Origin of the sequence: Pseudomonas sp. A34-9 (assembly GCF_029543085.1) — a bacterium.
Taxonomy (GTDB): Bacteria; Pseudomonadota; Gammaproteobacteria; order Pseudomonadales; family Pseudomonadaceae; genus Aquipseudomonas.
In genome coordinates, this window is sequence record NZ_CP119967.1 from 348,497 (window position 1) to 370,755 (window position 22,259).

Consider the following 22,259-nt stretch of genomic DNA (forward strand, 5'->3'; position numbering starts at 1 on the left):
GTAGGGACAGGCGCATTATGCCCGGCCTCAGGCGAAGACGTCAGCGTCCTTGAGCAGCGCGGCAGCCTGATCCTTGGCGGATAGCTTCGGCGCTTCGTCCAGTTGCCAGTCGATGCCCAGAGCGGGGTCATCCCAGCGAATGCTGCGCTCGGACGATGGATCGTAGTAGTTGGTGGTCTTGTAGAGGAATTCAGCGAACTCGCTCAGCACCACGAAGCCATGGGCAAAACCTTCCGGCACCCACAGTTGACGATGATTTTCGGCCGACAGACGCACCGCCACCGATTTACCGAAGTGCGGCGAGCTGCGGCGGATGTCCACGGCCACATCAAGTACTTCACCGACGGTCACGCGGACCAGTTTGCCTTGGGTATTTTCCAGTTGGTAATGCAGACCGCGTAACACGCCTTTTTGCGAGCGCGAGTGGTTGTCCTGAACGAATTGCGTGTCCAGACCGGTAGCGTCCTGAAACGCTTTGGCATTGAAGCTCTCGTAGAAAAAACCGCGCTCGTCACCAAACACCTTCGGTTCGATGATCAGGACACCGGGCAGGTCGGTGGTGATTACATTCATGGGGATTTCCATAGGCCAGTGTTAATGGCCGACATTCTTGCGCAAACGGCCGAAGGGCGCGAGTGCCGGAAGACAAATAGCCCGGACGCCTTTACGCGGAGGGGGTTGCGGATCCAGCCAAGCAATGGCGATATAGGCGCCTAATAAAATTTCAGGGGTCGTTTCATGCCGCTCGCCACGTTGATTCATCGCGCCAGTTTGCCCAGCCCGCAGGTGTCTGCCGAGCAGGCCCGGCAATGGCTGGCGGAGCATTACGGCCTCAGCGGCACGTTGCAGGCCCTTGGCAGTCAGCAGGATCTGAATTTTCGCGTCGACAGTCCGCGCGGGCGGTTCGTGTTGAAAATCTGCCGAGGCGATTACGCCCTGGTGGAACTGCAGGCTCAGCACGCCGGCCTCAAGTTTCTGGCCGAGCACTCGGCGGTGACGGTGCCGCGGGTGATAGCGGCCAATAGTGGCGAAGATCTGCTGTCACTGGAGGTCGGCGGCGAAGCCGTCCATGTACGCCTGCTGGATTACATCGAGGGCCAGCCGCTCACGCATCTCGATCATTTGGGGCGCGATGTGGTGGCGGGGTTTGGCCGGCTCTGCGGTGAGATGGACTTGGCGCTGGCCGGGTTCGACCATCCTGGCCTTGAGCGCACGTTGCAGTGGGATGCTCGCCACGCCAGCGCACTGATCAGCCATCTGCTGCCGGTGATCAAGGACGAGCGGCAACGCACATTGATCGCCGATGCCGCCGCTCAGGCCGAGCGCCGCTTGCAGCCGTTGCTGGCCAGGCTGCCCGTGCAGGCGATTCACATGGACATCACCGATGACAACGCTGTCTGGGCGCGCGATGCCCGGCGTCACTGGCAGTTGCAGGGCGTGATCGACTTTGGCGATCTGGTGCGTACGTGGCGCATCACCGATCTGTCGGTGACGTGTGCGGCGTTGCTGCATCACGCTGATGGTGATCCGTTTGTCATCTTGCCGGCGGTTCAGGCTTACCACGCGGTCAACCCGTTGCAACACGAAGAGTTGCAAGCGCTGTGGCCATTGATTGTCGCGCGCGCGGCGGTGCTGGTGCTCAGTGGCGAGCAGCAGGTCAGCATCGACCCGGCGAATACTTACAGCCGTGACAACCTTAGCCATGAGTGGGAAATATTCCGCGTGGCGACATCGGTGCCTCAGGCGTTGATGGAGGCGGCGATTCTGGCGGCGGTGGGACAGGCTTTGCCGGCGATTGAGAGTGAAGGTTTTGCGCCATTGTTGCCCGGTCTGGTCGGACGCGAATTTGCGCTGATCGATCTTGGCGTGCTCAGTCCGCATTTCGACGCTGGCAATTGGGAGCAGGAGGGTATCGATCAGCGACTGCTGACTGAAGCGGCTGCGGCGCATGGTTTGGCGGCGAGCCGTTATGGTCAGTACCGTTTGTCGCGCACTCGTCCCGACAGTGCCGCTGAACCGGACACCTTCCCGCTGCACGTGGAATTGCGCGTGCCCGATGGCACCGCCGTGGAGGCGCCGTTCGCTGGTGTCGTGCATCAGGCGGCAGACGGTGTGCTGCAACTGGATGGCCCGCAACTCAGCGTGCGGCTGTGGGGCGTGACACCTTCGCTGCACAGCGGTGCGGCGCTGGTCAAGGGGCAGGTGCTGGGCGCGGTCAGTGGCCCGTTGCGGGTGCAGTTGTGTCGGGGCGCGCAGCTCAATGCGCCGTTGTTTTGCACCCCGGCGCATGCAGCGGCTTGGCAGGCGCTGTGCCCATCGCCGGCCGCATTGTTAGGGCTGGCCTGCAATGCCGAGCCTGAGCTGGACGCGAAAACGTTGCTCGAACGCCGCGACGCCAGTTTCGCCCGCACCCAGAAACACTACTACGTCGATCCGCCACGCATCGAACGCGGCTGGCGTAATCACTTGATCGACATGCAGGGCCGCTCCTATCTGGACATGCTCAACAACGTTGCGGTGCTCGGTCATGGTCACCCGCGCATGGCGGCGGTCGCGGCGCGTCAGTGGTCGCTGCTCAACACCAACTCGCGCTTCAACTATGCGGCGGTGGCGGAGTTTTCCGAGCGCTTGCTGAAACTGGCGCCGGAAGGCATGGATCGGGTGTTTCTGGTCAACAGCGGCAGCGAGGCCAACGACCTGGCGATCCGTCTGGCGTGGGCCTACAGCGGCGGCCGCGACATGATCAGTGTGCTTGAGGCGTATCACGGCTGGACGGTCGGCGCCGATGCGGTATCGACCTCGATCGCCGACAACCCGAAAGCCCTGGAAAGCCGCCCGGACTGGGTGCATCCGGTGCCTGCGCCAAACACTTATCGCGGTGAATTCCGTGGCCTCGATTCGGCGCCGGATTACGTGCGCAGCGTTGAGCATCACCTGGCGAAGCTCGCCGAGCAGAAGCGCCAACTGGCCGGGTTTATCTGCGAGCCGGTGTATGGCAATGCCGGCGGCATCTCGCTGCCGCCGGGGTATCTGCAGCAGGTGTATAAGCGGGTGCGCGCGCAGGGCGGGGTGTGCATCGCCGACGAAGTGCAGGTCGGTTACGGGCGCATGGGCCACTTCTTCTGGGGTTTTGAAGAGCAGGGCGTGGTGCCGGACATCATTTGCATGGCCAAGGGCATGGGTAACGGCCAGCCGCTGGGGGCGGTGATCACTCGCCGGGAAATTGCCGAGGCGCTGGAGGCCGAGGGCTACTTCTTCTCGTCGGCGGGCGGCAGTCCGGTGAGCTGCCAGATCGGCATGGCGGTGCTCGATGTGATGGAAGAAGAAAAGCTCTGGGAGAACGCGCAAGTGGTCGGTGGCCACTTCAAGGCGCGGCTCGAAGCGCTGATCGATAAACATCCGCTGGTGGGCGCGGTGCACGGTTCCGGGTTTTATCTGGGGCTTGAGTTGATCCGCAATCGCGAAACGCTGGAGCCGGCGACCGAGGAGACCACTTTACTGTGCGATCGCTTGCGCGAGTTGGGGATTTTCATGCAGCCGACCGGGGATGACCTGAACATTCTCAAGATCAAACCGCCGATGGTGACGTCGCGCCAGAGTGTGGATTTCTTTGTCGACATGCTCGATCGGGTGCTCACCGAGGGCCTCTGACACTGATCCCGTGTAGGAGCTGCCGAAGGCTGCGATCTTTTGATCTGGCTTTTCAAGCGCAAAATCAAAAGATCGCAGCCTTCGGCAGCTCCTACATAAAGCAGATTTATATCGGTTATTTTTCAGTAACTTTTAGATGGAAGGTTAATTTGTAACTTCTAAAGCCGATATTTATCGGCTATAAAGTCGCCATTGCTCCGGCATGGCGATCTCATGTCCGGTGCGCGCGTTTTTCTTTTCGGCCGAATTTCCGGCCGTCAAAGCAACTGCCCGGAGATGATTCATGAGCCGTATCGTTACCGTCGCCGCCACTCAGATGGCCTGTTCGTGGGATCTGGAAGCCAACCTCGAAATCGCTGAAAGGCTGGTGCGCGAAGCCGCCGCCAAAGGCGCGCAGATCATCCTGATCCAGGAGCTGTTCGAGGCGCCGTACTTCTGCCAGAAGCCGAACCCGGACTACCTGCAACTGGCGACGACCGTGGAAGAAAACGTCGCCATCAAGCATTTCCAGAAAATCGCCAAAGAGCTGCAAGTCGTGCTGCCCATCAGCTTCTACGAACTGGCCGGCCGCGCACGCTTCAACAGCATCGCGATCATCGACGCCGACGGCAGCAACCTCGGGATTTATCGTAAAAGCCACATCCCGGATGGCCCGGGCTACCACGAGAAGTATTACTTCAACCCGGGCGACACCGGTTTCAAGGTGTGGAACACCCGCTACGCAAAAATCGGCGTGGGCATCTGCTGGGATCAGTGGTTCCCGGAAGCCGCGCGCAGCATGGCGCTGCAGGGTGCGGAAATTCTGTTTTACCCAACCGCGATCGGCAGCGAGCCGCACGACAAGACCATTTCGTCGCGCGATCACTGGCAGCGTGTGCAGCAGGGCCATGCCGGCGCCAACCTGATGCCGCTGATCGCCAGCAACCGCATCGGCAACGAAGAACAGGACGGCTACGACATCACGTTCTACGGCTCTTCCTTCATCGCCAACCAGTTCGGCGAAAAAGTGCAGGAGCTGAATAAAACCGAAGAAGGTATTCTTGTGCACACTTTCAACCTCGACGAGCTCGAACACATTCGCAGCGCGTGGGGTTCATTCCGTGACCGCCGTCCGAACCTGTACGGCGCGTTGAAAACCCTCGACGGTTCCCTGGAGTCCTGATCCCGATGACCACCTTGAAAAGTACCCCGCGCGCCGACGGCTTCTACATGCCGGCCGAGTGGGCTCCCCAAACTCAGACCTGGATGATCTGGCCAGAGCGCCCGGACAACTGGCGTCTTGGCGGCAAACCGGCGCAAGCCGCACACGCAGCAGTGGCCAAGGCCATCGCACGTTTCGAGCCGGTGACCGTGGCCGTGTCCGCCGGCCAATACGAAAACGCCCGCGCGCGTCTCGACGTGCCGAATATCCGCGTGGTCGAGATGTCCAGCGATGACGCCTGGGTGCGCGACAGCGGCCCGACTTTCGTCATCAACAACAGCGGCGAAGTGCGCGGTGTGAACTGGGATTTCAATGCCTGGGGCGGCTTCGACGGCGGTCTCTATTCGCCGTGGAATCGCGATTCGCAAGTCGGCGGCAAGATCCTCGAAATCGAGCGCAGTCCGCGCTATCGCACTGAAGGTTTTGTGCTGGAGGGTGGTTCGATTCACGTCGACGGCGAAGGTACGTTGATCACCACCGAAGAATGCCTGCTCAATCGCAATCGCAACCCGCACTTGGGCCGCGAAGAAATCGAAGCGGTGCTCAGCGCCAATCTGTCTGTGGATAAGATCATCTGGCTGCCGGACGGTTTGTTCAACGACGAAACCGACGGCCATGTGGATAACTTCTGCTGCTACGTGCGTCCGGGCGAAGTGTTGCTGGCGTGGACTGATGACCCGCAGGATCCGAACTACCCGCGCTGCCAGGCCGCGATGAACGTGCTGCAAAGCAGCACTGACGCAAAGGGCCGCCCATTCACGGTGCACAAGATGCCGATTCCGGGGCCGCTGTTCGCCACCGAAGAAGAGTGCGCCGGTGTTGATCCGGTGGACGGTACGCAGGAGCGTAATCCGTCCGTGCGTCTGGCCGGTTCCTACGTGAACTTCCTCATCGTCAATGGCGGCATCATCGCGCCGAGCTTCGACGATCCGATGGACGCGCCGGCAAAAGAGATTCTGCAGAAGCTGTTCCCGCAGCACGAAGTGGTGATGGTGCCGGGCCGCGAACTGTTACTGGGGGGCGGCAATATCCACTGCCTTACCCAACAGCAACCCGCACCGCACAAAGAGTGAGTTGAGTCGTAACAGCTTGAGTTGATTAATAAATCAGCCGGGCAATGATTAGCTCGCTACGCATGCACAGAAGCCCGCAGCCCGGTTGGATTGCGGGCTTCTTTGTATCCACTTGTCGACAACTCAGAAACATTGGCATAGCTCTTGTATTCATCACCCGTGCACTAGGGAGGGGGGAGAACTTCAACAGTTCTGTCATAAACCTTGGATAACGTAGCCGCTCACGAACGGGGAGAGAGCGCTGAAATGAACGCCGAAGTGAACGTAGTCAGCGAGCGGACGTTGCATCCCATGGCCGTTAACGGCGAATCGCTCCAGATTGTCGCGCACTGGTTGAAGTCCAATGGAACGCGTCAGATCAGGGAACCTGATCCGCGCCGGATGATGATCGAGCGTTACCCCGCTGACCTGTTCAGCGAGGCCGAACTGGACGCGTTGTGGGCTGTGATGGAAGGATAAGAAGAACAACAAGGATTGGTTCAAAGCGCTGCCGGGATGGCGGCGCTTTTTTATGCACGAAAGAAAAGATCGCAGCCTGCGGCAGCTCCTACAGGGAATCACACATTCCAATGTAGGAGCTGCCGCAGGCTGCGATCTTTTGATCTTGCCGTTAGAAGGAATAGGTGCCGGTCATCACGACGCTACGTGGCGCACCCGGTTGAATTTGATACTGGCTGGTCGCCGACGCGTAGTACTCGCGATCGGTGATGTTGTTCAGCGCCGTGCGCAAATCCCAATCCTTGAAACGGTAACCGACCAGCGCATCCCAACGGCCATAACCTGGCAACACCGTAGTGTTGGCGTTATCGGCGTAGCGCTGCCCCACCAGGGTCAGCCCGGTTTCACCGTACCAGCCCATTTCCGGTTTCCAGGTCAGAAACAGGCTGCCGTTATGCCTGGCGACGTTGTTGATGCGTTTGCCTTCCAGGCCGTTGTTGTCCTTCTCGATTTTCGCGTCCTGCATACCGATGCCACCACGCATGTACCAGTTGCCGACAATGTTGCCAGTGGCCGTCAACTCGATCCCGCGCGAACGTTGCAGGCCGGACATCACGGTCAGGGTCGGGTCGTTTGGATCGGTGGTACGGCGGTTGTAGAGTTCCAGGTCATAGATCGCCAGCGTGGTGCTGAGGCGATCGTCGAACCAGTCGCTCTTCACGCCGATCTCTTTTTGCTTGGTCAGCTCGGGACTGAGGTCGTTGGTGTTGCCGGCTGCGCCTGGAGTGATGCCGATCAAGCCGCCGCCCACTGGCGAAAACGTTTTGGACCATGAAGCGTAGAACGAATGGTTCTGCAGCGGCGTCCAGACCAGGCCCACGCGCGGGCTGGTGCTGTGGCTGTCACGGTCTTCGGAGAGGTTGCGCAGCTTGTTGGTCGACTCGATATCGAAGGTGTCGTAACGCAGACCGGCCAGCACTTGCCATTGCTCGTTCAGGCGCAGTTGATCCTGTACGTACACCGCGCGGCTTTCGACTTCGGTGTGGCTGCTGCTCGAGACCTGCATGCTGCCGGTGTGGCGCAGATCGCGATTGGGGTTGTACAGGTCGAGCGACGGCACCGGCTGTGCCCCCGGGGTTCTGCCCGTGGCGGCGTTGTACAGCGTCGGATCGCGGCGCTGACTGCCGATCTCGATGCCGGTCAGCAGACGATGTTCAAGGCCGAAGGTATCGAATCCGCCTTCCAGTTCAACGTTGTTATAGACGTTGCGAGTGGTCAGATCCTGCTGCCAGTGCTGGCGCGTGACCTTGTTGGTCGCCGGCGTGTAACCGGTGAGGTAGGTGTTGTCGAAATCGCTGTCGAGCTTGAACACGCCGAGGGTCTGGCGCAGTTGCCAGTTGTCATTGATTTCGTAAGTGAGTTTCGAGCGCAGCGATTGCGACTTGTCATCGATGAAGTCGTGATCGTTGCCGTAGGTCGTGTCCCGGCCGACATCCGCCGGACGCCCGTTGACGCCGGGGATGCCGCGATCCGGGGTGCGGTTGTAGCGGCTGTATTCGTATTGCACCAACCAGTTCAGGTCCGGCGTCAGTTGCCAGCTCATCGACGGTGCGAACAACTGGCGATTGCCGCTGACGCCATCACGGAAGCTGTTTTCATCCATGTTGCCCATGTTCAGGCGCAGGCTGATGTTTTCGCTCGGGTCAGTGCTGAGGTCGGCGTAAAGACTACGCAAATCTTCGCTGCCACCCTGGGCTTCAATGGTCGAGCGACGGCCGAACTCTGGCAGTTTGCTCACGCGGTTGACGATCCCGCCCTGACTGCCGCGACCGTACAGCACAGCGGCCGGGCCTTTGAGCACTTCGACGCGTTCGATGTTGTGCAGGTCGCGCTTGTATTGGCTGTCGTCGCGGATGCCGTCGAGATAGAAATCGTTACTGGCATCGAAGCCGCGAATGCGCAGGCTGTCGAAGCGAGTGTCGGCGCTGCTGCTGACGTTGGGCATGCCGCTCAAGGTGTCGCCGATATCGTTGGTGCCGTAGTTGGCGACGTTCGACGTTTTGATCGAATCAATGGCCTGCGGCACATAACGCACGGGCGTTGAGGTGCGGGTCGCGGTGCTGCTGAGCTTTACCCGTGGGTCATCGGCTTGCGCTTCGGCGCTGATCGCGGTGGCAGGTAATTCGGTCGCTGAGTAGGCAAAACCGCTGGACAGAAAAGCAGATAGCCCAAGGGTGACGGGCGTAAGACGGAACGGGGCAGGCATTGAACAGCGCATCCGAAAGGGTGGAAGAATTCGATCGCGCGAATGGTAATGCTTTGCATTTACTTCCGTTAATTATTCCTTATAAGTTCCCTTGTCTGATTGTTTCAATTTGTGTCCGTATCGACACAATCTGACCGATCGATCCATTCGACCGATTCACGAAACAGACTGAATGCCAATCCGGCGTTTTTCCGCAAGGGGTCGAGGACTAATCTGCCGCCATCGATTTTCCTGATTTTCTGCCGGAGTTTTCCCCCATGATTCTTCATTACATCTACGACCCTTTGTGTGGCTGGTGTTATGGCGCCAAGCCGCTGGTTGAAGCCGCACAACAGGTGCTGCCGGTGATCGCCCATGCTGGGGGCATGATGAGTGGCGCCAACCGCCAACCTGTTTCGCCGCAACTGCGCGATTACGTTATGCCCCACGATCGCCGCATTGCCGAGTACACCGGTCAGCCTTTTGGCGAGGCCTACTTCGAAGGGTTGCTGCGTGATCACTCGGCGGTGTTCGATTCAACGCCACCGATTGCTGCGGTCATGGCGGCCGAAGCCATCGACCGAGGCGGTTTGCGCATGCTGGGGCGGTTGCAGACGGCGCACTATGTGGAAGGGCGGCGCATTGCCGATTCAGCCGTGCTGTTGGAACTGGCGATGCAGATGGGCTATGCGCAGGAGGATTTCCACGTTGCGCTGGAGTCCGTTGATTGCGAGGGGCACATAAAGGCCAGCCGCCAGTTTCTGGCTCGATTGGCCGGTCAGGGCTTTCCAACAATGGCTCTGGAGCAGAACGGCAAATTCCAGTTGATCGACATCAGTCCCTCGCTGGGCAAGCCGCAGGCATTTGCCGATTGGTTGAAACAGGCAATCGTCCGCGATGAGCCAGGCGAAGTCTCTGCACTGTGTGCGATCGACGGCTGTGCGTGATACGCACGGGATTCACTGGCTGCGTGCATTTCCCAGCAAGCAGCCAGCGCAAAATTTACGTTTCTTAGACGATTTTTACCTATTTAAAGACGATTCTTGAAATTGACACATTGTTCAGGGCGCGGCTACGATTCGGCCCAACGCCTGTGGCCAACCGCCATGACTCAAAATAAGGAGCAGGCCCGCCATGACATTGTCGTGGGCGGGCCTTTTTGTTTCGGGGTGAATAATAGAGTGCAAAAGCGCCGTTTCCGCCGTTCGACACAGCGCGTTTCAACCCGTAATAAGGAAAACAAAATGTTGAACAAGCGAATCAGTCTGATCGCACTGGGGATGTTGAGTGCTACTCAGGCCATGGCTAACGACCAAGCCGAGTCCAAGGGTTTTGTAGAAGACAGCAGCCTCAAAGTGCTGCTGCGCAATGCCTACATCAATCGTGATTACAAAAACGGTAACGACGACAAATCCGAGTGGGGCCAAGCAGCCATCGGTACGTTCTCGTCCGGTTTCACCCAAGGCACCATCGGTGTCGGTGTTGACGCGTTCGGTCTGTACGCACTGAACCTGGAGCGCAGCGAAGATCGCAGCGGTGCCGGCGGCATCGACTTCTTCAAGCGTGGTGACAGCAATAAGCCAGCCAACGACCTGTCCAAGGGTGGCGCGGCAGTCAAATTCCGCCTGTCGAGCACCACGCTGACCTACGGTGATCAGATGCCGGCCCTGCCGGTGCTGAACTACGATAACTCGCGCCTGCTGCCAGAAAGCTACACCGGTACTTTGATCACTTCCAAAGAGATCAAAGGCCTGGAACTGAACGCCGGTCGTTTCACCGCGGAATCGCGCAAGAGCGCTGAAGGCCGTGACAGTGGTGGTCTGAAGTCGATCAATGTACTGGGCGGTAGCTACCAGTTCACCGAACACTTCAAGGGCGCGCTGTACGCATCCGACGTTGAAGACGTGCTGAAGAAGCAATACGTGAACGCCAACTATGTGTTGCCGTTCAACAAGGATCAGTCGCTGACCCTGGACTTCAACGGCTACCGCACCAAGCTGGACAACTCTTATGTCCGCGAAAGCGGTGCTACCGGTGACGACAACAAGATCTGGAGCCTGGCAGCGACGTTCGCCACTGGCCCGCACTCGTTTACCGTGGCGCATCAGCGTTCCACTGGCGACAGCAACCTGGGCTATGCCTACGGTGGCTACCAGAAAGAACAGGGTCGTGTCGGCGACGGTGGCAACACCATCTACCTGGCCAACTCCTACTGGTCCGACTTCAACGCCGAAGACGAACGCAGCTGGCAGCTGGGCTACGGCCTGGATTTCGGCGCCTTCGGTGTACCGGGTCTGAGCTACAACTTCGCTTACGTGCGTGGCGACAACATCACCACCTCCACCAGCGAAGGCGGCACCGAGCGCGAGATCTTCAACCAGTTCAAATACGTCGTGCAGTCTGGCCCGGCCAAAGATCTGAGCGTGAAATTGCGCAGCTCGATCCTGCGTGTTTCGCAGAAATCCAGCGAGTACAACGTCAGCGGTAACGAACTGCGTGTGTTCGTGGATTACCCGATCAACATCTTCTGATGCCTGATCAAGTGTAAGAAACATGAGAAAAACCCCGACTGGTTCGGGGTTTTTTTTCGACGGTTTTTCGATGAAAACCGGAAAAAACCCGTGTTTCTGTCATGTAAAAGTTGTTTTCAGGTCGCTGCAAATGCCGTTTCAAACAGGGCTTTAAATGCCTGAAATTCTTTCTCATGGACGCAAATTCTCCACCTAATAGATTAGGCCGCTCAACGCAGCGGAGAATTTGGTAATGATCGTTTTGAACAGAGAAGTGGGCGAATCGCTACGGCGCGACAAATATGTCAACGTCCAGGGTGGTGACTTCAATCTCTACGGTCATTTTGCCGACTTCGTCAGACTGACCAAAAGTTGGGAAAACATGGAGCCTGACAGTTACTACGGTCAGGCCGAAGCCGGCATGCGTTACCGTCGTTACAGCGACTTCGAGTACAACCCCAAGACTCGCGAACTGAAGCAACTCGAGCATCGCGCCTACGTGCAGTCGAAAGAGAACAACGCCTATGTCGGCGGCCTGGTACGGCACTTCCAGGACTTCTCCGATGAAGTGATTACTTCGCCGGTGATGCGCAGCCTGATCGACACCGATTTCGAAGTGTACAAAAGCGTGCTGCCGGAAGAGCTGCACGATGAAATCTGGCAGTGCCAGATCCATCAGATCCGCATCGAGATCAAACCCGGCAAACAACTGGAAATTACTCCGGAAGGCATTCACTGCGATGGCTATCCGTTCAGCGGCGTGCACTTCTGGGGCCGCAACAACGTTGAGGGGGCGGAGAGTCGTCTGTACGACATCCACGAGCATCAACTGGCGTCGACCACTTACCAGGAGATTCTCGACACTACTTACTTCCTCGACCGTGACATGCGCCACTACGTGACGCCTGCGCGCAACACGCACACCCATGCCATGGCGTACCGGCAGATTCTGGCGATTTCCTTCTCGCGGCCCGGGACCGCTTTCGACATTGTTCGCTAATCAGATCACCCCAATCGACGGCGTCGAGTGCTCGACGCCGGTGGTGCTGCGACGCGCCACGGCCAAGGATGCGCAGCGCATGGAGCGCTTCTTCCGGCAGTTCGACGAAGTGTCCTTCTGCGAATGGCAGGACGCCAAGTGCCTGCGCGGCGTGCTGATCCAGAAAACCACCACGGCCTATCTCGCCTTCGACATCGCCGGCGAAATCGTCGGCGCGGTGTTGGGCGGCATGCTCGGCAGTCGCGGCACCATCAATCATCTGGCCGTCAGCCCGCGCTATCGCAGCCAGGGCGTCGGTCAACGGCTGGTTGAAGCGGCGTCTTCCGATATGAAACGGGTCGGTGTGTTGCGGATGTTTCTGTTCGTCGACGATGCTAACCTCGCGGGCAAGCGTTTTTGGGCTGCCCAGGGTTTTTGCGAACCTCATGGCGAACGGACATTTGAGAGGGATCTATGAATGAAACGTCCGGCAGTGCGCCGCTGATGGCTGCCCATCAGCCATCGCGCACGTTTGCCGAAGCCAGCCCGGTCGTCGCCGGCTACTTCACGGTGTCATTCGTGTTCGGGCTGATGGCGGTCAACGCCGGGCTACCGATGTGGCTGCCGGTGGCGATGTGCTTGTTTGTGTATGCGGGTGCTTCGCAATTCGCCGCGCTGGCGCTGATCTCCAGCGGCGCGTCGCTGACCACCATTGTGCTGACCACGTTCCTGATCAACGCGCGGCACATGCTGATGTCGGTGTACATGGCCAAGGCCCTGCGTGCGCTCGGTTTGAGTCGCATGGAGCGCTGGGCTTACGCCGGTGGCCTGACTGACGAATCCTTCGCTTTCCACAGTGTGAAACTCGGTACCGGCGCGCCGGTCAACGTGCGCTATCTGATCGGCTTCAACCTGTTCTGTCACACCTCGTGGGTGCTCGGCGGTTTGCTCGGCGCGGTCTGCGCGCAATATGCCGCGCACCTGATCAAATATCAGCTCGACTACGCACTGACGGCGATGATGCTCTACGTGCTGGTGTCGCTGTGCAACACCCGCAACAAACTCATCGCGGCCGCCGCTGCCGTGCTGTGCATGGGCGCGCTGAGCCTGGTCGGCAGCTCGCCGTTCAATGTATTCATCGCCACGTTTGTGGGCTGCGGAGTGGGTGTATGCCTGACCAAACGTTCCTGATCCTGGCGGTGGCGCTGATGATGGCCGTGACCTTCCTGCCACGCGCGCTGCCACTGCAAGTCAACACCGAGCACTGGCCGCCGTTTATTGCGCGGGCGCTAGAGTACCTGCCGGTGGCGATCGTCGCTGCGATCAGCCTGACACCCTTGTTGATCAAGGATCAGCACATACAGCTCGATCGCCCGGAATTTTATGCCGCGATTCCGACGTTATTATGTGCGTATTTCAGCAAAAACCTCTTTCTCAGTGTGGCGGTTGGGACGGCTGCGTACATTGCGCTCGGCTCGTTCATGTAGTGGCAGATCAACCACGTCGTTGAGGGCCTGGCCCGACAGGTTCGGGTTGTTCACCGCCAGACGCACTTCGAGGAAATCCTCGAAACCGGGGAAAATCGTCAGGCCGTTCTTCTGCGCGGCCTCGCGAGAGACCATACCGACCGCGTCCATCTGTGTGATCAGCGACAGCGTCAGGGTTTCGCTGCAGGAGTAGACCATGCGCTGACCGTTCTCGTGATTACCCAGCCCGGCATCGAGAAAACGCAGGAAGCTGTGGGAATACGGACAATCTTCCGCAGGGCGCACCTGAAACTTGTTGCCCAGTAACGTCAGTGGATCGTTTTCCTGCCCGCAATGAGCACCGACCACCTGCACCTGCACCTCCGGCAGGACAATACTCGGCAAACCGGGACGCTGTGGCCCGATCAGCACCGCGAGGTCAAAGTCCTCATTCTTCAGCTTGCTGAGGTTTTCCATCGACTCGGCGTAGCTGAATTCCATCTGATAATCGGGAAACACCTCGATCAGGCGTCCGATCATTCGCCGGTTGAAGTCAGACGACAACGTGTTGTTCAACGCGACCTTCAATGTGCGCTGGCCCGGCACCTTGAGCGCCTCGACCTTTTCTTCCATCTGTCGCGTGGCAATCAGCACTTTGTCCATGTAGGGCGTCAGCTCGGTGCCTTGCGGCGTCAGCGTCAGACCCTTGTTGGAACGACGAAACAAGCGGAAACCGAACTGCTCTTCGACCTTGTTCAACTGCGCGGCCAAGGCCTGCACAGTCAGGCACGAATGCTCGGCTGCGGCCGACAACGAGCCGGTCTGCACGATGCGCATGAGGTTGCGTAAGGTTCTGCTATCCATGGGTAATGCCCTCTGAAGTGGGCTGGGTATTGTTGTTTACGAGACTGCCGGTCAGGCGCCATATGCTGGCTATATTCCTGTACCTGAGCATAGTTGTCGCGGGTTTAGTAGCGAATTGATGTCCCCGCCGATGGCTGGAGGCTGACACAGGATCGGGGTTTTTGGTGACTTGGGGGTGATGGGGGTCAAAAAATACGCACGGGAAATAACAATTTTCGGCGTTTTTAACATTCTTGTCTGGGGAACGATCCTGTTCGCTAGCGGATTAACAGAAAACAAATATCCGTATCTGTACTAGGCTTGCAAGCATGTCACTCAGCAATGGAGGCGGCCATGCCTACCTCATCCCCAGCCCTCACCCCGCGTGAGCAACTCGACGTCCCCGAAGCCGGGCGCGTTGCGTTGAAGTTCTTCTTCAACCTCATGGAACGCTGGGGCTGCAACGCCGAGCAGCAGCGCACTTTGCTGGGTGGCGTCGGCAACACCACGTTCTACAAGTACAAACACCTGCCGCCGAACATTCGTCTGCCACACGACACGCTGGAGCGTATCTCGTACCTGATGGGCATTCACAAGGCGTTGAGCATCATCTTCAGCAACAGTCGCGAGCGCGCCTACACGTGGGTCAGCAGTCCAAACACCGCTGCGCCATTCAATGGCCGAACGGCGCTGGATTACATGCTGGCGGGGAGGGTGGTCGACATCGCCGACGTGCGCCGCTACCTCGACGGGGTGCGCGGTTGAAAGCTCCGCCGCTGGCCGAGCCGCAATGGCCCAAGGCCTACCGGATCGTCAACAGCAGCTTCCCGCCGATTGCGCTGTTCGAGGATGTGCTTGACCCCGAAGACTTGGAAGTCGCCTACGCGCTGGAAGCGCTGACCAATGATCGCCTGATCGAACAGGCCGGCGTCCTCGCCCGGGTGCGTCCCGAAGATCGACTCTCCGGCCCCGGTTCCACCCCGGTGATGGCGGCGTTCACCCACATTGGCAAAAGCAGCCGCTTCACCGATGGCACCTTCGGCGTCTACTACGCCGCCAGCAGCCAGGCCGCCGCCATCGCCGAAACCTGCTATCACCAGGAACGTTTCCTCGCCGCCACCAATGAAGGGGATCTTGAGTTGACCATGCGTACCTACGTCAATCGCGTGGTTAGGCCGCTGCACGATGTTCGTCACGACTTTCCGGATTTGCATCAACCCGATCCAGATGCCTATGGCCCGTCCCAGGTGTTTGCCCGACAACTGCGCGAGTCTGAGTCCTGGGGCCTGCTTTACAACAGCGTCCGCCTGCCGGGCCATGAATGCGTTGCCGCGTTTCGCCCGCCAGCGGTGTCAATTCCGAAGCAGGGCAAGCATCTGCGCTATGTGTGGAGTGCGAGCCAGTGCAGGATTTCGTATGTGTTTGAGATTAGTCAGGTGTGAATCGCAAAAAGCCCTCGCATCAACGAGGGCTTCATGTGGGTGATTACATCTACGGCTTGTCCGGCGGCGCATCCATCACTTTCACGACATCATCGATCAACGCCTTGCTTAACTCCTGCAGATACTGGGAGGCGTAAGCGTGAAGGTCAGGATCGCGAGAGACTGTGGAATCTGCAGTCAGTAGCTTCGAGATGTGAAGCAAGTGTGAGGCGTGCGAGAGGGCGGCGATCACTGGAACACCACGATTGGTGCGGAACAGCGCTTGATTGGCCTGGAAGGAAAAGTGCGTGAGGCCTGGGGTTTTCAAATCGAGGTAGTGGGTCATTTCGCTTCACCTGCCGTGGTTAAGGAAGTGGAGTGAGGTGACTGGTGCCACTGCGAGGCGGATTACGGATGGATCATTGGCATTCATTTGCGAACTCCCTGTATCAAATGAGAGCCGCCATTTTCGTTCTCAGGCGAAAGGGTGGCAGCTATGCGCAGGCTGAGAAACCGGAGATACAGGAACCCGGCAGACCCGAAGGTCTCCCACGCACAGCCGCCATTACACGTGAATGCGGGCACAAAAAGGCGCCGGCATTCGTGGGGTGGGGCGCTGGTGCGCCTGCATCTTACGCGGGTTCTCAGGCCCGGTCGCTGAATTGGCAGCGACGAGCTGAACGGTAGCTTTGCGAGGGGCGAATGAGCAACGGTGGCTAATGGTAGCTTCTCGTTACAACAGATTTCACAGCGCTTAACGCCATGCATACCGTCGATCTTTACCCATAAGCGTTTATGGTTTTTTTATACGGCGTAGCCGTATGGTGCGCTTTTTGAAGGCTCGATTCGGTTGTACATTGCTTACATCAAGGCAAGGCTCGATAGCTTGCCTGTAACCTTTCTTAATAAATTGAAAGAAGAAATCAGCGATGGTCGATGAACTGGAGCAATTCCAGCAGGACTTGCTGGAATCTGTATGTCAGATGAAGGCCGGAAAGGCCGCGCGCTTAAGACAGGTGCCGCTCTCTATGGCAGCGGAAGCACGTGCCAAAGTGGGCGTTTCTCAAAGTGCGTTAAGGCTCGAGACATTCAGAGTTCTGCGGTTTTGTCTGAAATTATCCACCGTTGGCAATCTGTGGTTTACGCACCATATTTTGGCTTAGGCAAGCGTTTGCTCCTGACATTTCCCCGGGTGCAATGGCAAAAAAACAAGACTTCTGGCTTCCCTTACTCCAAACACCATTGCGATTGCCGTTTCCAGTCATCTGGAAATCCCATGAGTTTCAAATCACCCGGCTCCCTCTGGTCCATCATTTCAGCCAATTGAAATTTCCAATGGCTATCTGGACTGATCAAATCGGTTAGATACGCCAGCATCGTCAGAACTATATATAGCCGCTGCTTGGGCTGAGGCCGGTCATCAGGCGCATTCCGGATGACCCATTCTTTAGGTAAGGATGGTCGAATCGAGAGCTCTCGGTTCCATAGTCGTGAGTGGTGAGCGCAGCAGTTTCGAATGAAGGTCAGAGTGTGGAGCCAAGAGGCCAGTACTTCGAAGGGGAGATTGAATCTGCTCGCGATCGCTTTCTTGTCGACGCTTTTGCCTATGGCATTGAACAGGGTGGACACCGTTCCAAGGCTAAGTTCTTCCAGAACGGCCCACGCGGGCGGCAACTCGGGATGGGAATAGGTTGATCCGTAGAATCGAAAATAGTTATCGCGCATGCGATTTTCAATTCGCTGCTGCTGGACCTGATCTGCTCTGCTGCTCTTTTTTATACGGTCAATCTCACGTCCAAGTTTGTTGCGCTCCTTGCTCAGTTGATCGCGCAGGGGCCGCAATAAATCAGAATGTGAATATGACGAGGAGAAGATTGACGCCTCAGCTATCCAGTCAGGCCCGTACTTAGGGCACATGTGATTGCTGATAGTCGCTCGTATGGCGACTTCGACACGTTCGATAGCATCCATGGTAATGCGTCGCAACGAACAGTCGAAACGATAGATGTCGACGACTGCTTTTAGAGTGCTACCAGGCTTGAAGGTGTGTTCAGGGTTTGTTTCCTGGAAAGGGCGCATGTAGGGGCTCAGGCGAAACAGCGTGACCACTTCTAGGAAGCGCATGGCGCGGTCGTCGTTTGCGACTTGCAGGCCTCGTTGCTTTAGCAGTTCCAATTGCTGTTCTACGCTGAGAGCCGGCTTGTCGAATGGCCTCATGTAGTTTTCTCCGGGCAAAAAAAACCCGCACGATTTGAGCTTGCTGACTGGGTCAACCTAGGCTTGGCGGGTGTGTTGGGGTGCATTATAGGTAGGTGTAAGAGCCCGTCAATGTTGGGCTGATGTGAATTTGTAACGAGTCGAGGCGCGCGGGCAGAGTATGGTCTGCTGATTGAGAAGGCGTTGTTGGTTTTGTCGCAGCATTGCGGAAGCTCCTAGGGAGCTCCAAACGCTAGAAACAACAAAGCCCCTACATTTCTGCAGGGGCTTCGTTTTGTATGGTGCCGGCACCAGGAGTCGAACCCGGGACCTACTGATTACAAGTCAGTTGCTCTACCAACTGAGCTATACCGGCGTGTGGGCGACGATTATAGCGATTGGGAAGATCCTGTAAACCCCTGAATTCAGACTATTTTTGCATCGCGGCAAATTAGTCCCGGCGCAATGCGATAGGCAGCCCATATACCTCACGCGCAATAGCGAATTTGTGCACGACGTGCCGTAGAGTTTTGGGTTCCGCGAGGCCGCAATTATTCGCTCGGAGTGCCCATTATTCGGCGGTTATGTCGTTTTGATTGGCAGCTTATGCACAACTGAGAGGCGCGAGGAGTGGCTTAGGCGAGGTTTTGTGAACCCATTCTCATTTTGTTCGCAAATATCTGTTTTACAGGTTTTTTATTTATATAAACAAAAAATGACCAGTGTCGTTAAGGCGACGAAACAGGCGCAGATATTGGATCCACGGCAAATCCATCAACAGAGTTATCCACAGGCTGTAAGGTTTTAAGCGCGTTCGGCGAGCAACAGTAAATTACGCGGTGTAAGCGGAGTGTCGCAGAAGGTGCCGAGGCGTACGACGTAGCCCTGTTCGACGAGGAAAAGTGCCCGATCCAGATTCAGCCAAAGCTCCAGTGGTCGGCGGAACAATCCGCGAAGCAATTCCAGGTTGCGAACTTCGGCCAACCGTTGCCAACCGGCTGCTTCGAGTGCAGACCAATCTGGTGAGCCGATTGTGGATAACTCTTTCAGCGCAGCCAGATCGCAACAGTATTCAGCGAAGGGTTTTTCCAGCCAGGCGCTGGGCAGGGAGGGCGTTGGCAAGTATTCGTCGACGCCGCGCACTTGCCGTTGCAGCAGGTCAAAAGCCAGGCGACGGGCCATCGAGGTGTCGCGCTGGCGTCGGACGCGTGCACCAGCGGTGACGGTTTCGCTCATCGGCAGTGCCAGATCGTCCAGCGAGAGCTGTAGGAGTGATCTCGTTCCGGCCGAGGACAATGGCTGATATTCATTGCGACTGATGCGGTTGTAGCAGCAAGGCGCGATCGCCATTTGCTGGCATCCGGCAGCGCTGGCCAGTTGCATCAAGCGCACATGCAGATCGCCACAGGCGTGAAGGGCGACGGGCGTTTGTGTCGCGCTCAACACGGCAGAGGCGTTCTCTGCCAGTACATCCTGTTCCACGTGTACAGCGCGCAAGTGATGACGCTGACTCAACGCCTCACCGCTGGCGACCAAGAGAGGGTCGTATTCAACGCAAGTCAGTTGCTGCCCCGAGCCCAGCAAGCGCCGACCCAAGTGCCCTTTGCCCGAACACCAATCCAGCCAATGCGTCGGCTGAGTGGCAAAGGCCAAGCGACTGGCAAATGCCTCGATCTGCTGCCACTTGCGTCCCGGTACATCGACATTCAATCGATGCTCCGCAGCTTGCAGCGTATGCCCCGGCAACTCGCCAACCGCGCTCAGCTCAGCCGACAGCGCCGCCAATGAAGCAAACGGCTCCGGCGCACCAGCAAGATCAGCAGGTTGGTTATGAGCGTTTTCCGCCTCTTCCAGCGACCGCCCGCGTAGCCATAAGGCCAATTCCGGGTAGGACGCTTCCCAGGGAAGCTGCAGATGAGTGAACGGTCGGGGCTTCCACAACGCCTGATGCGTTGTCAGAAAAGTATCCAGCGCGGTGAAGCGGGCGAGTAAGTCCTCGCCCGTCAGCACGCAGGAAATATCAACGCCCTTGGCAGGCATCGACGCGCAACCATCGCTCCAGCTGTTTGAATGCCTGCACGAGAACAAACGACATCAGCAGGTAAATGACGCCTGCGGTGAAGAACATATCCACTGTCAGGTAGTTGCGGGCAATGATCGTACGGGTAATGCCGGTGAGTTCGAGCAAGGTCACCGTGCTCGCCAGAGAGCTGGCCTTGAGCATCAGAATGACTTCGTTGCTGTAGGCCGGCAGAGCGATGCGTGCGGCGCGCGGCAGGATGATATAGAACAATGCCTTGGCCTTGGACATGCCCAGTGCGCGTGCGGCTTCGATCTCGCCCGGCGGGATGGCTTGAATGGCGCCACGCAGGATCTCGGCGATATAAGCGGCGGTATGCAGGGTCATCGTGGCGACGGCGCACCAGAATGGATCTCGCAAGTACTGCCACATGAAACTGTCGCGTACGGCGTCGAACTGAGCCAGGCCGTAGTAGACCAGGAACAGTTGCACGAGCAGCGGAGTGCCCCGAAAGAAAAAGATGTAAGCGTAAGGAAATGCGCGAACAAACCAGAGCTTGGAGGAGCGCGCGATACCCAGAGGGATCGCCAGCAACAAACCGAGAATAACGGCGATGCCTACCAGTTCGAGTGTCAGGACGGCGCCCTGAAAGAACTTCGGCAGCCACTTATAGATGACTTCCCATTCCATTACGTCGTCCTCACGAAGCCACGAGCGGCGCGTTTTTCCAGGAAGTGCATGGTAGCCATCGCCAGTATGGTCAGGCCCAGATACATGACGGCTGCGACCAGATAGAAGGTGAATGGATGTTTGGCGAAGGTCACCGCGTTCTGCGCATTTCGCATGATTTCTTCCAGGCCGATCACCGACACCAGCGCGGTGTCTTTCATCAGGATCATGAACAGGTTGCCAAGGCCTGGCAGGGCGATACGCCACATCTGCGGCATGATCAAGCGGGTGAAGATCCGCCATTTCGACAGGCCCAGGGCCTGGCCGGCCTCACGGTGACCTTTCGGAATGGCCAGGATGGCGCCACGAAAGACTTCCGTGGCATAGGCGCCAAAGCACAGTCCGAGGGCGGTTACGCCGGCCACAAAGGGGCTTAGCGCCAGGTCTGGATTGCCAAAGTATTCGCCAATGGCATTCATCGTCTTGACGGTGCCGAGGTAGATCAGCAGAACCCAAAGCAGTTCCGGCACACCACGTACGATGGTCGAGTAGGTTTCGCCAAGCCATTGCAGCGGCTTGTACGGGGAAGTCTTGGCCAAGGCGCCGAGCAGGCCGAGCACCAGTCCCAGGCACAGGGCGGTGAGCGCCAGTTGGACGGTCATCAGCGCGCCGGCAGCGAGGGCCGGGCCGAATCCGTAGAGGTCGATAATCATGGAGTTCTGTTCAAATTGCGGCAGGCAAAGTCGGGAGCCGGCGCCGTCGAATCACGGCGCCAGTCCCACAGGTCAGGATCAGTAGATGCTGAACGGGAAGTACTTGTCGTTGATCTTCTTGTAGGTACCGTCGGCGACGATTTCCTTCAGAGCAGCGTTCAACTTCTCACGCAGTGGGTCACCTTTACGCACAGCGATGCCGATCTTGTCGCTTTCCACGACCGGGTCACCTTTGAACTCGTAGTTCTTGCCGGCGTCGGTTTTCAGCCAGTCATAGTTGGCGTATTTGTCGGCGAGGATCGCGTCGACACGACCGGAGGTCAGGTCGAGGTAGGCGTTTTCCTGAGTGTCATAGAGTTTGACGTTGAGATCGCTGCCGTAGGTGTCATCCAGCCAGGTACCGGCCAGGGTCGCACGCTGTGTCCCGATGGTCTTGCCTTTCAGCGAGTCCTTGTCCGTTTTGAAGTCGACGTTTTTCGGTGCGATGAACTGCAGCTTGTTCGAGTAGTAAGGGTCGGTGAAGTCGACCGCGCCTTTGCGCTCGTCGGTGATCGACAGCGAGGAGATCAGGAAGTCGAACTTCTTCGCGTTCAGGGCCGGAATGATGCCGTCCCAGTCGGAAGTGACCACGGTGCATTCGACTTTCATCTTCGCGCACAGGGCGTCGCCGATGTCTTTGTCGAAGCCGACCACGTTGCCGCTGGCGTCTTTATTGTTGAACGGCGGGTAAGCGGCTTCGATGCCCATCTTCAGGGTCTCGGCCATGGCACCGGCGCTGAACGCGAGGGTGACGGCGGCGGCCAGGAAGACCTTTTTAAAATTCTGCATGCATGT

22 protein-coding genes and 1 tRNA gene are annotated in these 22,259 nt (G+C 58.0%); 13 read left to right on the forward strand and 10 right to left on the reverse strand.

Going from position 1 to position 22,259, the window contains the following annotated elements; genetic code table 11:
• Positions 1 to 27: 27 nt before the first annotated feature.
• Positions 28 to 573, reverse strand: coding sequence for a dTDP-4-dehydrorhamnose 3,5-epimerase (rfbC, locus tag P3G59_RS01505; RefSeq protein WP_277760182.1), 546 nt, complete (start codon positions 571 to 573; stop codon positions 28 to 30).
• 165 nt (positions 574 to 738) lie between these two features.
• On the opposite strand from rfbC, the gene P3G59_RS01510 reads away from it, so the two are divergent.
• From P3G59_RS01510 to P3G59_RS01525, 4 genes are all read left to right on the forward strand, one after another.
• A complete protein-coding gene (locus P3G59_RS01510; protein WP_277760183.1) occupies positions 739 to 3,651 on the forward strand; it encodes an aminotransferase in 2,913 nt (970 codons plus the stop codon).
• Positions 3,652 to 3,934: 283 nt separating this feature from the next.
• On the forward strand, positions 3,935 to 4,813 hold the full coding sequence (gene aguB, locus P3G59_RS01515) for an N-carbamoylputrescine amidase (protein WP_034151905.1): 879 nt from the start codon (positions 3,935 to 3,937) through the stop codon (positions 4,811 to 4,813).
• 5 nt (positions 4,814 to 4,818) lie between these two features.
• Positions 4,819 to 5,925: an agmatine deiminase gene (gene aguA / locus P3G59_RS01520; RefSeq protein ID WP_277760184.1), complete on the forward strand. Its 1,107-nt coding sequence runs from the start codon at positions 4,819 to 4,821 to the stop codon at positions 5,923 to 5,925.
• A 246-nt stretch (positions 5,926 to 6,171) separates the two neighbouring features.
• Positions 6,172 to 6,384, forward strand: coding sequence for a hypothetical protein (locus P3G59_RS01525; protein WP_034151907.1), 213 nt, complete (start codon positions 6,172 to 6,174; stop codon positions 6,382 to 6,384).
• Positions 6,385 to 6,535: 151 nt separating this feature from the next.
• On the opposite strand, the gene P3G59_RS01530 is transcribed toward P3G59_RS01525, so the two are convergent.
• Positions 6,536 to 8,629 (reverse strand): TonB-dependent siderophore receptor, encoded by a 2,094-nt coding sequence (locus tag P3G59_RS01530; protein WP_277760185.1) that lies wholly within the window; start codon positions 8,627 to 8,629, stop codon positions 6,536 to 6,538.
• Between the two features lie 257 nt (positions 8,630 to 8,886).
• On the opposite strand from P3G59_RS01530, the gene P3G59_RS01535 reads away from it, so the two are divergent.
• The 6 genes from P3G59_RS01535 to P3G59_RS01560 all read left to right on the forward strand — a co-directional run bounded on the left by P3G59_RS01535 (position 8,887) and on the right by P3G59_RS01560 (position 13,584).
• Positions 8,887 to 9,555 carry a DsbA family protein gene (locus tag P3G59_RS01535; protein WP_277760186.1) on the forward strand — a complete coding sequence of 223 codons (669 nt, stop codon included), beginning with the start codon at positions 8,887 to 8,889 and terminating at the stop codon, positions 9,553 to 9,555.
• Between the two features lie 297 nt (positions 9,556 to 9,852).
• Positions 9,853 to 11,139: an OprD family porin gene (locus tag P3G59_RS01540; protein WP_277760187.1), complete on the forward strand. Its 1,287-nt coding sequence runs from the start codon at positions 9,853 to 9,855 to the stop codon at positions 11,137 to 11,139.
• 232 nt (positions 11,140 to 11,371) lie between these two features.
• A complete protein-coding gene (locus P3G59_RS01545) occupies positions 11,372 to 12,118 on the forward strand; it encodes a 2OG-Fe dioxygenase family protein (RefSeq protein ID WP_034151909.1) in 747 nt (248 codons plus the stop codon).
• Positions 12,119 to 12,197: 79 nt separating this feature from the next.
• Complete coding sequence (locus P3G59_RS01550; protein WP_093107005.1) at positions 12,198 to 12,575, forward strand: GNAT family N-acetyltransferase; 378 nt, start codon at positions 12,198 to 12,200, stop codon at positions 12,573 to 12,575.
• Positions 12,572 to 13,288, forward strand: coding sequence for an AzlC family ABC transporter permease (locus P3G59_RS01555; RefSeq protein WP_007909125.1), 717 nt, complete (start codon positions 12,572 to 12,574; stop codon positions 13,286 to 13,288). The genes P3G59_RS01550 and P3G59_RS01555 overlap by 4 nt, the downstream gene beginning before the upstream one ends.
• Positions 13,267 to 13,584: an AzlD domain-containing protein gene (locus P3G59_RS01560; protein WP_277760188.1), complete on the forward strand. Its 318-nt coding sequence runs from the start codon at positions 13,267 to 13,269 to the stop codon at positions 13,582 to 13,584. The genes P3G59_RS01555 and P3G59_RS01560 overlap by 22 nt, the downstream gene beginning before the upstream one ends.
• On the opposite strand, the gene P3G59_RS01565 is transcribed toward P3G59_RS01560, so the two are convergent.
• Entirely contained in the window at positions 13,501 to 14,427 is a 927-nt protein-coding gene (locus P3G59_RS01565; RefSeq protein WP_277760189.1) for a LysR family transcriptional regulator, read from the reverse strand. The genes P3G59_RS01560 and P3G59_RS01565 overlap by 84 nt on opposite strands.
• A gap of 333 nt (positions 14,428 to 14,760) precedes the next feature.
• Between P3G59_RS01565 and P3G59_RS01570 the strand changes: the two genes are divergently transcribed.
• Both P3G59_RS01570 and P3G59_RS01575 read left to right on the forward strand, forming a co-directional pair.
• Entirely contained in the window at positions 14,761 to 15,171 is a 411-nt protein-coding gene (locus P3G59_RS01570) for an MbcA/ParS/Xre antitoxin family protein (RefSeq protein ID WP_007961687.1), read from the forward strand.
• A complete protein-coding gene (locus tag P3G59_RS01575; RefSeq protein ID WP_277760190.1) occupies positions 15,168 to 15,848 on the forward strand; it encodes an RES family NAD+ phosphorylase in 681 nt (226 codons plus the stop codon). Before P3G59_RS01570 ends, P3G59_RS01575 begins: the two co-directional genes overlap by 4 nt.
• Before the next feature lie 49 nt (positions 15,849 to 15,897).
• Here the strand turns inward: P3G59_RS01575 and P3G59_RS01580 are convergent, their stop codons facing one another.
• A complete protein-coding gene (locus tag P3G59_RS01580; protein WP_047290839.1) occupies positions 15,898 to 16,173 on the reverse strand; it encodes a DUF3077 domain-containing protein in 276 nt (91 codons plus the stop codon).
• A gap of 583 nt (positions 16,174 to 16,756) precedes the next feature.
• Between P3G59_RS01580 and P3G59_RS01585 the strand changes: the two genes are divergently transcribed.
• Complete coding sequence (locus tag P3G59_RS01585) at positions 16,757 to 16,990, forward strand: hypothetical protein (protein ID WP_277760191.1); 234 nt, start codon at positions 16,757 to 16,759, stop codon at positions 16,988 to 16,990.
• 64 nt (positions 16,991 to 17,054) lie between these two features.
• Here the strand turns inward: P3G59_RS01585 and P3G59_RS01590 are convergent, their stop codons facing one another.
• From P3G59_RS01590 to P3G59_RS01615, 6 genes are all read right to left on the reverse strand, one after another.
• Positions 17,055 to 18,044, reverse strand: a complete 990-nt coding sequence (locus P3G59_RS01590) for an Abi family protein (protein WP_277760192.1) — start codon at positions 18,042 to 18,044, stop codon at positions 17,055 to 17,057.
• A 279-nt stretch (positions 18,045 to 18,323) separates the two neighbouring features.
• Positions 18,324 to 18,399 (reverse strand) — tRNA-Thr (locus tag P3G59_RS01595).
• Between the two features lie 428 nt (positions 18,400 to 18,827).
• Complete coding sequence (locus tag P3G59_RS01600; protein WP_277760193.1) at positions 18,828 to 20,063, reverse strand: methyltransferase; 1,236 nt, start codon at positions 20,061 to 20,063, stop codon at positions 18,828 to 18,830.
• A complete protein-coding gene (locus P3G59_RS01605; RefSeq protein ID WP_277760194.1) occupies positions 20,044 to 20,733 on the reverse strand; it encodes an ABC transporter permease in 690 nt (229 codons plus the stop codon). The genes P3G59_RS01600 and P3G59_RS01605 overlap by 20 nt, the downstream gene beginning before the upstream one ends.
• Positions 20,733 to 21,425, reverse strand: coding sequence for an ABC transporter permease (locus P3G59_RS01610; RefSeq protein ID WP_277760195.1), 693 nt, complete (start codon positions 21,423 to 21,425; stop codon positions 20,733 to 20,735). The genes P3G59_RS01605 and P3G59_RS01610 overlap by 1 nt, the downstream gene beginning before the upstream one ends.
• Before the next feature lie 78 nt (positions 21,426 to 21,503).
• Entirely contained in the window at positions 21,504 to 22,253 is a 750-nt protein-coding gene (locus P3G59_RS01615; RefSeq protein WP_277760196.1) for an ABC transporter substrate-binding protein, read from the reverse strand.
• Between the last annotated feature and the right edge of the window lie 6 nt (positions 22,254 to 22,259).